The organism is Psychrobacter sp. NPDC078631, assembly GCF_050268165.1.
Taxonomy (GTDB): Bacteria; Pseudomonadota; Gammaproteobacteria; order Pseudomonadales; family Moraxellaceae; genus Psychrobacter.
Window position 1 is genome coordinate 464666 of the sequence record NZ_JBNNGG010000001.1, and the last position, 16408, is coordinate 481073.

The 16408-nt window shown below is 43.4% G+C and carries 12 protein-coding genes; 6 read left to right on the top strand and 6 right to left on the bottom strand.

Annotation, left to right across the window (positions count from 1 at the left end):
* Window positions 1-117 precede the first annotated feature (117 nt).
* From ACQKCP_RS01880 to purF, 3 genes are all read left to right on the top strand, one after another.
* Window positions 118-1152, top strand: a complete 1035-nt coding sequence (locus ACQKCP_RS01880) for a quinone-dependent dihydroorotate dehydrogenase (RefSeq protein ID WP_201606744.1) — start codon at window positions 118-120, stop codon at window positions 1150-1152.
* A gap of 30 nt (window positions 1153-1182) precedes the next feature.
* Entirely contained in the window at window positions 1183-1680 is a 498-nt protein-coding gene (locus ACQKCP_RS01885; RefSeq protein WP_057759516.1) for a CvpA family protein, read from the top strand.
* Between the two features lie 236 nt (window positions 1681-1916).
* Window positions 1917-3452, top strand: coding sequence for an amidophosphoribosyltransferase (gene purF, locus ACQKCP_RS01890; protein WP_102094783.1), 1536 nt, complete (start codon window positions 1917-1919; stop codon window positions 3450-3452).
* Between the two features lie 118 nt (window positions 3453-3570).
* On the opposite strand, the gene ACQKCP_RS01895 is transcribed toward purF, so the two are convergent.
* The 6 genes from ACQKCP_RS01895 to yajC form a co-directional block, all read right to left on the bottom strand.
* Window positions 3571-3930, bottom strand: a complete 360-nt coding sequence (locus ACQKCP_RS01895) for an AzlD domain-containing protein (RefSeq protein ID WP_341609034.1) — start codon at window positions 3928-3930, stop codon at window positions 3571-3573.
* Window positions 3920-4651, bottom strand: a complete 732-nt coding sequence (locus tag ACQKCP_RS01900) for an AzlC family ABC transporter permease (RefSeq protein WP_427611065.1) — start codon at window positions 4649-4651, stop codon at window positions 3920-3922. The genes ACQKCP_RS01895 and ACQKCP_RS01900 overlap by 11 nt, the downstream gene beginning before the upstream one ends.
* Before the next feature lie 125 nt (window positions 4652-4776).
* Window positions 4777-6183 carry an MATE family efflux transporter gene (locus ACQKCP_RS01905; protein WP_427611066.1) on the bottom strand — a complete coding sequence of 469 codons (1407 nt, stop codon included), beginning with the start codon at window positions 6181-6183 and terminating at the stop codon, window positions 4777-4779.
* Window positions 6184-6414: 231 nt separating this feature from the next.
* Window positions 6415-7677 (bottom strand): protein translocase subunit SecF, encoded by a 1263-nt coding sequence (gene secF / locus ACQKCP_RS01910; protein ID WP_427611067.1) that lies wholly within the window; start codon window positions 7675-7677, stop codon window positions 6415-6417.
* A gap of 9 nt (window positions 7678-7686) precedes the next feature.
* A complete protein-coding gene (secD, locus tag ACQKCP_RS01915) occupies window positions 7687-9564 on the bottom strand; it encodes a protein translocase subunit SecD (RefSeq protein WP_101205370.1) in 1878 nt (625 codons plus the stop codon).
* 391 nt (window positions 9565-9955) lie between these two features.
* A complete protein-coding gene (gene yajC / locus ACQKCP_RS01920; RefSeq protein ID WP_427611068.1) occupies window positions 9956-10285 on the bottom strand; it encodes a preprotein translocase subunit YajC in 330 nt (109 codons plus the stop codon).
* Between the two features lie 547 nt (window positions 10286-10832).
* Here yajC and ACQKCP_RS01925 point away from each other — a divergent pair.
* The 3 genes from ACQKCP_RS01925 to ACQKCP_RS01935 all read left to right on the top strand — a co-directional run bounded on the left by ACQKCP_RS01925 (window position 10833) and on the right by ACQKCP_RS01935 (window position 16253).
* Window positions 10833-12131: a CNNM domain-containing protein gene (locus ACQKCP_RS01925; RefSeq protein ID WP_427611652.1), complete on the top strand. Its 1299-nt coding sequence runs from the start codon at window positions 10833-10835 to the stop codon at window positions 12129-12131.
* Window positions 12132-12531: 400 nt separating this feature from the next.
* The gene (locus ACQKCP_RS01930; protein WP_101205368.1) at window positions 12532-13026 is read left to right on the top strand and encodes a hypothetical protein; all 495 of its coding nucleotides are present in this window, start codon (window positions 12532-12534) and stop codon (window positions 13024-13026) included.
* A gap of 242 nt (window positions 13027-13268) precedes the next feature.
* Entirely contained in the window at window positions 13269-16253 is a 2985-nt protein-coding gene (locus tag ACQKCP_RS01935; protein ID WP_427611069.1) for a LysM peptidoglycan-binding domain-containing protein, read from the top strand.
* Window positions 16254-16408 lie beyond the last annotated feature (155 nt).

Sequence of the window (16408 nt, forward strand, 5' to 3'; positions counted from 1 at the left end):
TAGAAATTTAGCGACTGAAACTTTGCTCTTATTTCTGTTAAGCTGATATAATCGCTGCGCCCGATTTCATTCGCATTTTTTATTCACTATTTCTTCCAAGCAGGGTCTGCCATCACTATGTCTTATGCCTTACTTCGTCCTTTTTTGTTTAATATGGATCCCGAACACGCCCATGAGATGACGCTCTCTTTATTGGATAAAGCGCATAAAGCGCGTGTTTTAGGCTTGGCGTATGGTCAGTCAATGCAACCAACAGACTGTATGGGTTTGCAATTCTCTAACCCAGTTGGTCTGGCAGCAGGCTTGGATAAAAACGGTGATTATATTGATGCGCTGGCTGAGTTGGGATTTGGTTTTATAGAAGTAGGAACCGTCACGCCAAGACCGCAAGTAGGCAACGACAAGCCAAGGCTGTTTAGAATCAAGCAAGCAGACGCGATTATCAATCGTATGGGCTTTAATAATGAAGGCGTTGATTATCTAATCGAGAATGTTAAACGCTGTAAATATAAAGGCAATATCGGTATCAATATTGGCAAAAATGCCGCTACGCCGGTAGAGCAAGCCGCCGATGATTACGTGTATTGCTTAGAGCGTGTGTATCCGCATGCCTCATATATTACGGTCAACATCTCATCGCCAAACACCAAAAACTTACGTGATTTGCAAAGTGGTGAAGCACTGACTCAGTTAATGGATACAATTAAAAACCGTCACAGTCAGTTAGCTACTGAATATGGTTTCTATGTCCCATTAGTGCTTAAGGTTGCTCCAGATTTAGAGCCATTACAAGTTGATTATATCTCGCAGCAATTAATAGACTTTGAGATTGATGGTTTGATTGCTACTAATACAACACTAAGCCGCGTCGGTGTCGAAGACTTGCGTGATGGCGACCAAATGGGTGGCCTATCAGGTCGTCCTGTGAGTCATATTAGTACCCAGATTTTGCAACAGTTCTCTGATCAGTTAGATGGTAAAGTCGCTTTGATAGGCGTAGGCGGTATTGATAGTGGTGCCAAAGCCGTCAAAAAAATTGAAGCAGGCGCAGACATGGTACAGCTCTATACGGGGCTTATCTATCGTGGCCCTGGGCTGGTGCAGTCTTGCATTCAGGCAATCGGTGGCTATTACGATGCCATGGAAAGCTAATCCAATAAATAAGGTAATAAGGCGTAAAGCATGAGTGGTTTAGATATTGTGATTGCTATCGTTGTCTTGATTGGCTTATGGCGCGGCTTTCAAGTAGGACTGATTAAAACAGCAATAGGCTTGGTAGGTTGGTTTATCGCTCTTATCGCTGCTACTAGACTGGCAGGAGTGGTGTCGCCCCAATTAACGGGTATCGTACAAAACCCTGTGTTACAGATGGCTATGGCCTTTTTATTGGTAGTGATTGCCATATTAGCAATCATGCATCTGATGGCGTTTGTATTCTCAGGCGTGCTCAAAACATTACGTTTGGGCGTCTTGGACAAAATGGCGGGCGGCGTACTGGGTGCTGCCAAAAATGTATTGATGGTCTTGGTTGTACTGAGCGTCAGTGCGCCATTGCTAGTACAGATGCCGCAGTGGCAAACCTCCGTACTAGCGCCTGAGCTGATGCCATATGCACCGATGGGCAAGGCTCTAGTATCGGACGTATTAGGCATGGCTTGGGACCAAGTCAATCAGTCATAATTTTTTAATTGCTTATTATTTTATCTAACTGTCTATTATTTTACTTCTTTCTATACTTCTAAATGTTTGCACGTGTCACTGATAATCAAAAATAGATTATCGAAAAATCTCGTTAAGTTTCTTACAATATCATCAGGTTAGCGGCGTGCGACAGTGAATGATTTTAGCAATATACTGTCGTTAAGTTTGCCGTTATTGTCGTACTAATGTATGAGTCAAAATAGGATATAGCTATTATGTGTGGAGTCATTGGAGTTGCAGCTCACGAACCAGTCAATCAGATTCTTTATGACGGTTTGACGATGCTACAGCATCGCGGGCAAGATGCAGCAGGTATTGTCACTTTGCAAGATGGGCGACTCTATCTACGTAAAGAAAATGGCATGGTACGTGACGTATTTATGAATCGTCATATGATGAAACTGGTTGGTAAGTTCGGTATCGGTCACGTTCGTTACCCGACAGCTGGTACTTCTAGCAGCGCCGAAGCGCAGCCATTTTATGTCAACTCACCATATGGTATTACCCTTGCGCACAATGGTAACTTGACCAATGCTGAGAGTTTGGCCAAATCTTTGTACATTGAAGATCGCCGCCACCTTAATACTGACTCAGATTCTGAAGTACTGTTAAACGTACTGGCACATGAGATGCAGAATCTAGGCAAGACCCATCCAACTGCTGATGATATTTTCGAAGCAGTAAAAGCTGTCTATAAACGTTGTGAAGGTGCTTACGGCGTTGTCGCTTTGATCACGGGTCATGGCTTGCTTGCATTCCGTGATCCAAACGGTATCCGTCCACTTATCTTTGGTAAGCGTATGGCACCGAATGGCGGCACTGAGTATATGGTTGCCTCTGAATCAGTTGCATTGACAGGTTCTGGCTTTACTATCGTTCGTGATGTAAAACCAGGCGAAGCGATCTTTATTGATTTGAACCATAAGCTACATACGCATCAGTGCGTCGAGCAAAAAGAATACACGCCTTGTATCTTTGAATATGTTTACTTTGCTCGTCCAGATTCAATTATGGACAATATCTCAGTTTATAAATCTCGCCTACGCATGGGTGAAAAACTGGCAGATAAAATCCTTGCTGAATGGGGTGATGATCATGATATCGACGTGGTCATTCCAATTCCAGACACGTCGCGTACTTCAGCGATGGAGCTGGCGCTAAAAATGAACGTCAAGTACCGTGAAGGGTTTATGAAAAACCGCTACATCGGTCGTACGTTTATTATGCCAGGTCAGCAGCAGCGTAAAAAATCAGTTCGCCAAAAGCTGAGCGCTGTGCCGTTAGAGTTCAAAGGCAAAAACGTACTGTTGGTTGATGACTCTATCGTTCGTGGTACGACTTGTCATGAAATCATTCAAATGGCACGAGATGCTGGTGCTAACAAGGTATTTTTTGCCAGTGCTGCGCCACCAGTGAAATTTCCAAACGTATATGGCATTGATATGCCCGTACGTAGCGAGCTTATTGCCTCAGGCAATAGTGTCGAAGAAGTACGTGATATCATCGGCGCAGATCGTTTGATCTTCCAAGATTTGGATGATTTGATCGACGCAGTAAAAGATACCAAACACAGCCGAGTGGAAGGTTTTGATTGTGCGGTATTTAACGGCTGTTACATCACTGGTCAGATCAATGAAGCGTATCTTGATCACCTGCAAGAGCAGCGTAATGATACTGCCAAAACTGGTAAAAAAGGCGTACAGATAGTTGCTGATACCCCAGTTGATATGATGGGTGTTGAAGAGCTTTAAGCTAAACTAAAGCCATTGTTTTCAGATAACAAAAAGCTAGATTCTGAATGGAATCTAGCTTTTTTATCTTTAAAATTAGCCAATGGTACTGATGTTTATATAAATGGTCGAAACAGTCTTAGCCCAAGAAACTGTTAAATAACCAAAACAGACCATTGATTGCTGCAATACCGACAACCATACTGACCAAAAGCTGACGGCTGATATGATAAATAAACAATACCAAAATAAGTGCACCGACTTGTGCCATTAATAGATGTAATTCGGTATTGCTTAAAGTAACAGTCGTCGATAAGTCCTGATAGGAGAGGCTAGTTAAAATTAGCAGCACCATCACTGATAATGGCAAACTCTCATTTAATCGATGTAGCCAAGGTGTATCGAGCAGCTTTCTAGGTATCAGTGCTGGCAATGCACGAGTGATAAAGGTCACTGCTGCCATAGCAAGCGTGGCAAAAATAAGATAACTACTGGTCATGAGGTTCTCCCGTCTTTTGACGCTCTATCCAAAACCCACGTACCAAAATCATAAACATACAGATAGTGATGGCTACTAGTAGTAACCAGTCACTGGTAAATAGCGAGGCAATGATTAAGCCAAGCACGGCAATACCAATCGGGAAGTAGCGTTTGATACTTTGAAATTGCTCATAAGCGAGAATCGCAAACAGACAAACCAACGCAAAATCTAAATTTGGCACTAAGTCACTGAGCGTACTACCAATCATTACGCCAACCGTACTCGCCAGTACCCACCAGCTTTGGTTAAAAAGGCTGATAGGAAATATCAGGGCTCGTCGCGACTCATTTGGCAAACTTGTCATGATCGAAAAAGTCTCGTCGGTCAACGCAAACAGACAATACGTTTTAGCCAGCTTGTTTTTTGGTAGATATTGTAATAATGGCATACCATAGAATACATGACGTAGATTAATCGCGGCAATATTGGTGGCGATATTGCCAATCGGCAGGCCTGCGCTCAGCATTGGCAGACAAGCATACTGAGCTGCACCAGCATAGAGAACGATACTGAGCATAATCGTTGCCCATATCGGGATACCTGCTACCTGTGCGAGTACACCAAAGGCAATACCGGCAGGCAGATAGCCCATAGCAACTGGCAAGCTTTTTTTGAAGCCCTCAGCCCAGTGGTAGCGGTTTTCATGTTGATGGCTTAATTCATTTGAATGAGTATTCACATGATATCCTAAATTTTTCTTATGATATTTTTATAAATCTATCGATATAAAAATTATTGATTCAAACGGTATTACTGCAAAATTAAAAAGTAAAAATTGATAGAAAAAATATAATATAAAATTAACTAAGCTTCAGGTTGTAGTTTTTCATAACTGCCAGTCTGATTGGCACGGTACAAAAACCCACCTAGGATGACTAGTCTTAATAGTAATAGACACCACACGCTAAGCCAAATACCAGTCATATCCCATTGCTGATAGAGCACCCAGCTCAATGGGAAGAAAATAGCAGCCAGTATCAGCGCTGCATTGCGGATCACACTACCAGCCGTCAAACCGAAAAATATCCCATCTAGCCAATAGGCACCAACGCCTACAAGAGGCAATAATACAGCGTATAAATGGTAATCATAGGCGAGGGCAAACACCGACTCAATATTGGTCATAAATCCTAAATACGTAGGCATTGCAAGCCACCAGATGGCGCTCAACATGATAGCAAGACCATAACTAACTATGCCTGTACGCTTCACAATAATACGAAAACGTGGCCAGTCACGTCGCCCTGCGGCTTGCCCACTCAGCGTTTCAGCAGAGACAGCGACGCCATCTAAAGCGAAGGCAGATATGCTTAATACTTGCAATAAAATAGCGTTGGCGGCCAGTATGACGTCACCGCTTTGGGCAGACAGTCGAGTAATCCAAGCAAAGCTTAGCGTTAAGATAAGCGTACGTACAAAGATGTCTTTGTTTAAAGAAAATAGCCTAAGCATTTTTTCTTTCGTAAAATACTGTCGATCCGCTTTGAATAATACAGTCCATGATATTTTTAAATGTTGGCGGCTCAACCATAATGCCATCAGTATTCCAAACCAAAATGCAATAGTCGTTCCCAGTGCGACGCCAGCCAATCCCATCTGCATTGCAAATACAAAAAACAGAGTCAGTACAATATTAAGTACAGCAATAAAGCCCTGTTGATAAAGCATATAACGGGTCTTACCTTGTCCTGCAAACCAACCAATAAATGCAAAGTTCATCAGCTCTGCGATCACGCCCCAAAAGCGTACGTCTAAGTAGGTTTTCGCCGCGCGTCCACTTTCAGGATTGGCTGACAGTGCTTGTAAGCCAAAATCAATCAGCCATGGTTTTGCCAGTAGTAATATCGCTCCAATAACAAATGCCAATAACAAAGCGCGCTGTAAGATAGACAACAAAGGCGTAGGTGCTGATACGGTTGATGTATGGCTATTATTATTAGCCAATTGTCCCAATGCCTGCGCAGCAAGTCCAGATGATGCATACTGCAAAAAGTTAAAGCTAACAAGCAATAGCGACAGCAACTGTATGGCCAAACCCATACCAGCAAGTTTCGCCGTGTCATTCATATTACCTACAATGGCCGTATCAATGACGCTCTGCAATGGCATGGCCAAATTGGCTAGCAGTACAGGTAGTGCAATCGCGACAATACGCTTATAGCTTGTGTCAATAGGTGGCATCGCGTGAGAAGGTGCGGATTTGGCTGACATGGGTAACTCGTTTATACGTGAACGATAAAGAGATATGTTCGTAAAATGATAATAAATTCGTAAGGCAGTACATTTAATATAAGAGACAAAATAGCTATAAAGACAAAAGCACCTAGACTCATTGTTCATGAGTCAGGTGCTCTTATTTAAACGTTGTAGCTGTGCACTTAGTAATTATATAGAGTGTGATGACACGCTATTTCAGCGTATCAATCCATCTAATATACCTTACTAAACGTTGTCTTGCTCAAACATTTTTGGATCATTGAAAGTAACGATTTCTTCTTCAAATTCTGGTTTTACTTTTACGATAAAGTCATCACGCGATAGACCCATGCGCAGCGGAATCGAGCTGGCGATATAAGTCGATGAGTAAGTACCCGCAAGCAAACCGATGAACAGAGCTACTGAGAACCAGTATAACCCATCACCGCCCAAGAAGAGCATTGCCAATACAACTAATAGAACAGTTGAGATGGTCATAATCGTACGACGTAGCGTCTCGGTCAATGACAAATCAATCGTCTGTTCTGGCGTAATTCCGCGGACACGGCGGAAGTTTTCACGGATACGGTCATACACAACGATGGTATCGTTCAATGAATAACCAATCAATGCCAATACCGCAGCCAATACCGTCAGGTCAAACGGAAAGCCGAATAGTGCAAATACACCGATGGTTACGACGGCATCATGGAACAGTGACAGTACGGCACCTAGAGACAGTTTGAACTGAAAGCGTAGGGCAACATAGCCAAGCATACATACCAGTGCCAATACCAATGCCATGACTGAGTTTAGATAAACTTCATTACCAACTTGGCTACCGATGATATTAACGTTGCTAATCGTAGCGGTATTGCTAGGTAATGCCAATGCTTGCGTTAGATTTGCGCTTAGCCCATCGACGTTATCAGACTGAGGGGGTAGACGTACCAATAGCTCTTCACGAGTACCTAGATACTGTACAACCGCATCATCGAAGCCATTATCTGCCAGTGCTTGTACGACAGCAACTTGCTCAACAGGCTGCTCATAACGAACATCAGCGGATACACCACCAGTAAAGTCTAGTCCTAAGTTCAGACCATTTACCGCGATAGCAATGATACTACCGATCACCATAAATAAAGATAGTAGTGCCATCGGCTTTTCTATCTTCATAAATGGAATGATACGCTGGTTACCAACCGCTTTGATGCCACCTTCAGCGACAGCTGCGGCATCGTCAGCGGCGTCACCTGATATTACGTCAGAATCAACAGCGGTAGACAGTGCTTGATTGTCTTTGGCATTTTGACCTTTACCACCGCGACGACTAGGGCTTTTTCCTGACTTTGCGGTAGTAGGGTTGTTGGTTTTAGTATTGCTACCTTTACCATCACGACGCGGTTTGTTACGGCGACGCGTACTTGCATTAGTCGTCTCACCGTTTGAGCCATTTCGATCAGGATTATTCTGCTGTTCTAAAGGGTTGTTATTATCGATCGCCATAATATTCTCCTAACCGATGCTCAGACTTTTGATGGATTTACGCTTACCATAAGCAATTTGTACCAGTGCACGTGTCACCAAAATAGCGGTGAATAGCGAGCTGACAATACCAATAGCTAGCGTAATCGCAAAGCCTTTAATCGGACCAGTACCAATCGCAAATAGGATAAACGCGACCAATAAGGTTGTAATGTTGGCATCAAAAATACTGCTAAATGCGCGATCGAAACCTGCCACGATGGCTGATTTTGGCCGGACACCATTGGCAATCTCTTCTCGTATTCGCTCAAAAATCAGTACGTTGGCATCAACCGCCATACCAATGGTCAAAACGATACCTGCGATACCAGGTAGGGTAAGTGATGAACCCAAAATTGACATAATCGCAATGATAATAATAACGTTAACGGCTAGCGCAACGTTGGCAATCACCCCAAACAGACGATAGAAGATAATCATAAACGCGAAGACTAATAGATAGCCGACCTGCGTAGAGAACAATCCTTTATCAATGTTTTCTTGACCGAGTGATGGACCAATAGTGCGCTCTTCTACGAAGTACATCGGTGCAGCAAGTGCGCCTGAACGTAACAATAGCGCAAGCTCGGCTGCTTCAGCACTACTATCTAAACCAGTAATACGGAATGATGAACCCAGTACCGCCTGAATGTTGGCGCGGTTGATGACTTTGGTTTCAGCGTAAGGTGTGCGTACTTCAGTCGTCTCACCAGTGGCTGGATCTTCTTCGTAAGTGATTCTTTGTTTGTTTTCAATGAACAATACAGCCATCTGTTGACCAACAGCTGTACGTGTGGCGTTCTGCATGAGCTTACCGCCAGCACTATCCAAGGTAATACTGACTTCAGGTAGACCACTTTCATCCAAGCCAGTTTGTGCGTTGGTTACTTTGTCCCCGGTGACGATCGCTTGACGATCTAACAATACAGGCGGGCCATCCAGTGTCTCGAATGGGAATGCCTCTGTGCCCGCTGGAGGTATGCCGCCAGTATAAGTGTCGGCGTCTTCTGCCACCATACGGAACTCAAGGTTTGCAGTACGACCAAGAACACGTTTTGCTTCAGCAGTATCTTGTACACCAGGTAGCTCAACGACGATACGGCTAGCGCCTTGCGACTGTACCAAAGCTTCGGTAACACCCAGCTCAGCAATACGATTACGTAGAGTTGTTAAGTTCTGGTTGACCGCGTAGCTATTGATTTCGTCAAGTGTCGCATCGTTATACGATAAGACCAATGCAGGACCTTGATCATCAATAGAAGACTGCAAGTTAAACGTATTGCTCATCGAGCCTTGTAATACGTTCTGTGCACGGTTACGAGTGTCAGTATCAGCAAAATGCAATACCACGCCGCGATCTTCGGTTTTGATACCTTTGATTGCTACTCGCTCAGCACGTAGCTCACGTCGCATATCACGACTGGCACTGGTCAAACGCTGTTCAAGCGCCTTGTCCATATCGACTTCGAGTACAAAGCGTACACCACCACGTAAATCGAGACCGAGCTTCATCGGTCTTGCACCGATATCACGTAGCCACTGCGGGGTAGTCTGTGCTAGGTTAAGGGCAACGACATAGTCTTCGCCCAAGTTTTGACGTAGCACTTCTTGCGCTTTTAGCTGATCGACTGGGTTGTTGAGGCGTACCAGCGCGCTGTTGCCCTCAAACGTACCATCGTGGTTATCTAGACCTGCCTCTTCGAGTAAGCTTTGAGACTCGGTTAAGATGCCTTCAGATAGCTGAGTTCCTGCGGCTGCGCTCGTAATCTGCACAGCAGGTTCGTCAGGATAAAGGTTGGGGGCAGCATATAGACCGGCAACGAGTAGCACGACGGCAATTAGTAAGTATTTCCAAGCGGGATATTGCATAATCACTTCTTTAAGTTGATAAACGACTGGCGACGTAGGCCACAAGTTAGCAGATGGGAAGTTAGCGATAGCAACGGTCGAGTGCTATGTTCAGCAGCCGTCATCATGCACCATTGCGATCATCCGCGATGATAGTAACGCATAAAACAGTAAAGCAAATAATACAGATGTCTGTTTATCCGGTCATCAAAAATCATATGGCTAACTTGGATAAAAATAGGACATCTAAACAGTAAGCCTAATTTATATAGCAATTTACCTTACTGTGTTAATAGCGAAAAATGACCGTAAATCATATACGGTCATTTTTTAGTCATTACATTCGTTAATGTGACGACTATCGAATGTTCACTAATAAATTTTCACTAATAAAAGCTAGTGAACATTCTAATTAGACGCTTTCGATCGTGCCAGCAGGCAATACTGAAATAACAGAAGCACGTTGTACTTTCACGTCAGTATTGTTGTTTAGGCTCACAATAGCATAATCGCCTTCGATTGCTTTGATACGGCCCATTAAACCACCAGCGAAAATAATTTCACTACCAACGGTCAATGCGTTAACCATGGCACGATGTTCTTTGGTACGCTTAGACTGCGGGCGAATGACCAAGAAGTAAAAAATCGCAAAAAACGCAACAGGCAGTAGAATCTGACCGAATAGACCTGCAGCACCTGCAGTCTCTGGCGCAGCATGGGCAGCTTGAATAAATAAGCTCATAATATCTCTCAGTAAGTCATAGACAATAATAAAATTAGACGCATAGTAACAAAAAATCCCAGACTTGGTAACTGTTAATCATAGGCTGAGCGTGTTTTTCTTAGCGTAAGGCATACTATCAGCCAACGGGTAGGACAACAATGTTCTTACTATATTCAAATAATCTATATAAAGCCTCAGGCTAAATAACTGCCATAAACTGGCTAGCAAAGATGTCGTCATACAACCGTTAATAGTAGGGTAATAAAAGTCATCAAAAAACAAAAACTTAAAAATGGCGACTTATTGTGAAATGGTATCATCAATGCTACTATCAAATGGCAATGATTGCCTGTATTTAGTATGCTATATATATCAACCATATTACGGCTTTTTAAGGCATAGTATGGCTTGAAATAGTGATTAAGTCAGCTTTGAGTAACTATTTATACGATAGACAGACGTCTTTTATTACTTTGTTAAGGATAATCTGAAAATCGATATGAATTGCTCATGACATTGTCTTCCTTTTACTCTTTTTAGGTTACCTAACTTGTTCACCACTTTTATGTTTGTACCTCGTTTATGTCGTCCGCGCGCTCATCGTAAAGACGCATCTGCAGAACCTCCCCCGAGAATGACTACTAGTTCTCGATTTGGTTATACTTCTTTTTCAGCACTATCTGCATTAGCAATTCTTATGCTACCGCAGGCAGTGTGGGCAGCTGGTGCTGTATCAACATCCAGCGAGGCGGCAGCACCAACTGCGCTTAGCGTTTCTTTATTGATATTTTTTGTCTTACTCGCCATTGGTGTCTCTTTCGTCTGTTCATTAGCAGAGTCTGTTTTGCTGAGCATGACGCCATCGTTTATTGCAGATGTGCAAGAAACCAGTCCTAAAAAAGCAGAAATGCTTAAAAGCCTTAAAGTGGACAATATTGATCAGTCGCTAGCCGCTATTTTAACGTTAAATACCGTTGCCCATACACTTGGCTCTATCGGTGCAGGTGCACAGGCCACGATCGTCTTTGGTAGTGCGTGGTTTGGTCTATTTTCCGCCCTTATGACGCTTGCTATCTTATTCTTGTCTGAGATTATCCCAAAAACTTTGGGTACAGTTTACTGGCGTCAACTAAGTGGTCTGGTTGCTTACTTCGTTCGCGGCATCATCATGCTCTTGTATCCATTAATCTGGTTCTCAGAGCGTCTGACGAAACTATTAGTACGCGGTAAAGAGCCGCAAACCTTTAGCCGCCGTGAGTTTGCTGCTCTTGCTAGTATCGGCGAAGAGTCAGGTCAAATTGACCCACTAGAGTCGCGTATCATTCGTAACTTGCTTGCATTTGGCGCGATTAAAGTCGAAGACATCATGACCCCGCGCTCGGTGATGCTTGCATTTGAAGAGAATAAAACTGTCGCTGAGCTATTGGTTGATCGTCCAAAGCTGACGTTTTCTCGCTTGCCAATCTATGATGGTGACCTAGATAACATTACAGGGTTTGTCCTAAAAACGGACATGCTGTTGGCTAAAGTTAACCATGCTATGCATAAGCCGTTGACGCAGTTTCAACGAGACATCACTTTTGTTTTCTCTAAAATGAAGCTGTTTGACTTGTTAGAGTTGATGCTAAAAAACCGTATCCATATTGCGATTACAGTCGGCGAATATGGTGAAGTTAAAGGACTTGTCACTTTAGAAGATGTGTTTGAGACATTGTTAGGTCTTGAGATTGTTGATGAGATAGACCGCGTCGAAGACATGCAGGCCTTGGCTCGTCAGATGATGGATAGACGGGTAGAGCGTTTGGGTATGAAGCTCAGCGATGATGAGCAATATGAAGATAGTAATAGCGAACCTAAGTACTAACGAAACCAAGTCTTCATGAAGCCTTAACTATGCCTTCATTAAGCCAAACTCTAACGTTGATAACTTAACCATAGTATTGATGGTTCTAAAGATTGATGGTTTAAAAATGGTCTGCTCATTATGGGCTGACTATACAAATAGAGCTACAAAGAATCTAACCGTTTGAGCTAGGATTTACAGCATAAAATGTTAAGAACATTGGATTTGATATCTTGGGTTTTTATTCGCAATAATTACACAGGGTGTCACATGGCTGTGAGAATTCGATGATAGGCTCGGCATATGATATGAGTATACTTATATAGATATATCTATAAAGATACACTGCCAAAATAAATGATAAAAGAGCGTTAATCGTCAATATATGACACTAACGAAAAAAATATCGCTAAGGATTATCATGAAAAAATTATTGGGAAATAGGCTATTAGCTCTATTGGTGAAAAGCGCCAGCATCACTGCAATCGTAGCAGTAGCCAGCACCATCAGTATCAATGCACAAGCGGCAACTATGACCGAAGATTTGGTACAGAATTATGCCGCCGCAATGAAAGCATCAGCGAATAGCCAAAGTATCAATCAGGTATCGCGCCTTGTGTCAGATGACGCACTTATTTCTTTATCTAGAAAAGGTAAATCTACCAGTTTAGATAAAGATGCGTACTTAAAGCTGCTTCAAAACAGCTGGAATGATACGTCTAATTATCGCTATGATATTTCGGTAGATAATGTGGTGATTACTGGTTCACAAGCCAAAGCCAATGTGACGACCAATGAGAGCTGGGTAAAAAACGGTCAGCAAGTATCATTTGTCACTACATCTCGTGTGACCTTGACCTTATCTACTGGTAATGCAGTGCTCTTGCGCGCAGTATCACAGGTAGCTATTAATTAAGTCAACATTGACCAAGCGAGACTCAAAATACAATAGGTCATATAAGTAATAGCTAACCTAACTGGCTGAGATTCTAATTTATAAAGAGTCTTAGTTGGCTAACGGTCATTACTTAGTTTTATAGGCTACTTGAGCGTCTATGATTATCTTTTACATTAGGCTAGTCTTTGCTTTACATTGCATACTATACTATCCCTCAACTTTATCTTATTAATTTCTGTCGTTAGGAAACCTTCAATATCATGTCTACTGTGCTATCACACTCTCGCTCATTTATTGCGTTGCCATTGACGCTTGCGGTATCCACTTTACTGATTAGTGCGTGTAGCAATACATCAGCGGTAAAAAACAAAGGTGCGACCAATAGCTCATCTGTCATCACTAAAAGTCCTACCAATCAAGGGGCTAATACAAGTAGTGCAGACTACTCAACTGCGTTTTTGGATGCAGAGAGTTTGGATGAGTTGGCTGACTTGTTAGAAGCCACTGACATGACCATGGTAGAAGGTAACCAGCTTGCTATTCAGCAATATGGTGATTTGTGGAATCGTCTACGCGCAGGTTACCGCATGAATGGTGGTAAACCAATCTATAATCAGCGTATTGAAGGTCAAAAAAGCTGGTTTACAAGTAGACAGGATTATTTAAATCGCCTAACTGCACGTGCCAGTCGCTATATCTATCATACGGTACGAGAGGCGGAGCGTCGCAATATTCCAACAGAGCTTGCCTTGCTACCGGTTATCGAGAGCTCTTACGATCCAAGTGGTACGAGTAGTGCAGCAGCCGCGGGCTTATGGCAGTTTATTCCAAGTACAGGCCGTATCTACGGCTTGAACCAAAGCAGCACTTATGATGGTCGCCGTGATGTTATCGAATCGACACGTGCTGCCTATGACTTTTTGACAGCATTGCACAACCAGTTTGGTAGTTGGGAGCTAGCATTGGCTGCTTATAACGCTGGCCCTGGCCGTGTACAAAAAGCAATCGATGCCAACGCAGCGCGCGGACTGCCAACAGATTATTGGTCACTTCAACTGCCGACTGAAACGATGAACTATGTGCCGCGTTTCTTAGCTGTAGCCGAAATCGTTGCCAAGCCTGAGCAGTATGGTGTGTATTTACCAGCTATCGCTAACCGTCAGCATTTCCGCAGTGTACCTGTTAACTATGGTGTGAGCTTGGCAGAAGTATCGCAGTTAACTGGCGTTAGCTACGATGAGCTAGAGCGTCTAAATACTGCACTGACATCAGGCCGTGTTGATTCTTCAGGTCCACAGCGTGTCATCATTCCAAACGACGTCAGTCTCAATGCCGATGCCAAATTAAGTGGGCTCAGAGGTAATGGTACAGGTAACGTGCTTGCATCAAATAACGCAAGTAGCACGACAGCGACTACGCCAAGCTATAATAACAAGCCATATACTGCCTCATCACTGCCTTCTACTGGTAGCGCATTGGCTGATTATGCCGCTAGCGCAAGTGTACCTCAACAGACAACAAGTTATATCTCACCATCTGCGACGCCAACTAGCAGCTCGGTATACAGTGGTAATTCCTCGGCTCGTACTGAGCCACCACTGACCACCGCAGAGACTAACAAAATCAATGCTGAGCTTAAGAGCAGTAACAGTCTACCGACTACCTCAGCACAGATTACTCAGAACAATACGATTGTCCAAGAGCCGCCGCTTAGCAAAGAAGAGCGTGATTTTATTGCCAATCAGATCCGTAGAAATACATCTGAGACCAATGTTATCAATGCTGATGGCAACATCAATCTATCAGCCGTACAGACACAGCAGTCTATCTTAGAAGCGAGTGGTGCAGAGAAAAAACTTAGCTTTGCTAAAACCTCGGTAAGTAAGCCAAAACCACAAGGCGCACGTACCACTTATACGGTAAAACGTGGCGATACGCTTTCGAACATTGCAAGTCGAGCAGGGGTTAGCTGGCGTGATATTGCAGAATGGAACCAGATAGATGCCAGTGCCAATCTACTCTCTGGCAGTACGTTATATCTATATGATGCTAAGACTATCGAGCCACTGAGTACTGCTAACAACGCAGCCGCTAGTCAGCCTGACAGTTACGTCGTACAAGGCGGTGATACGCTTATCGGTACGGCCAATCGTTTTGGCTTATCGGTCACTCAGCTAGCCAGCTATAACAACTTGAGCAGCCGTGCTGATCTGCTCAGAGGTCAAAAACTATGGCTTATACCGGGTAAAGTGACTGCACCTGCGACAACACCTGCCGCGCCTTCTACCAAGCCAAGTAAATCAAGCGCTGTAACCAAAAACTATAAAGTAAAAGCAGGGGACGGATTAATTGCATTGGCACGTCAATTCAATGTGTCGACAGATACTTTAGCCAGTCTCAACGGTATCAACAGCACAAGTTCGCTTTATGTTGGTCAGACGCTTAAAGTTCCAGCCAGTGTTGATTTCGATGCTGCAAGCACGACAAGCGCTAGCAGTAGTAACAGCTCAAGCTCGGTCGCGACCACTAATTACAAAGTAAAATCAGGTGATACGCTGATTGGTATTGCGAACAGTATCGGAGTGAGTGCAACAGAACTGGCTGCGGTAAATAGCAATTTTGATGCAAAGGCTCGTTTGCAACGTGGTCAAACGATTAAAGTACCTGCTACTAAAGAATTGGTCGACCGTCAATTAAATGACAAAGCGGTCAGCTACAAAGTAAAATCAGGTGATACGCTAACGGGTGTCGCCAAACGTTACAACATTGGCTTAAGTGATTTGGCATCAGCGAATAACTTGAATACCAACTCGAATCTGATACTGGGTCGTACTATCACTATCCCTGCTAGCGGCAGTGTGGCAAGTGCATCTAGTAGCAGCCAAAGCAGCAGCTCTGCTAGTAGCAGCAGTAGTAGCTCAGCAAGCAGCGGTACGAAATTAGGTAATACTGAAAACTACAAAGTAAAATCTGGCGATGGTCTAATTGCTTTAGCACGTCAGTTTGGCATATCGGTAGAGGACTTGGCGGCGACCAATGATCTAGCGACCAATGCACAGCTACAACGCGGCCAAACGCTTAAAGTACCAAAAGCGACAGTAAGCTACACGGTTGGCTCGGGTGATAGCTTGATTGGTCTAGCACGTAAATATGGTGTCTCAACACAAGAGCTGGCCGATATGAACAATATCGCCGCTGATACGATGTTGCAGCGTGGTCAGCGTCTAACGGTACCTAATCGCTAATGAATAAAATATTAATGAGTGCCGTTTAAATAAGACGTCATTAATATTAACTATGAATCGTATCGCACAAAAAAGCTGCTCTTTATAAGAGCAGCTTTTTTTATTTAATAAGAATAAATAACTGTGAAAGTTTAGCTTGCGAACCGTCTAGTAAT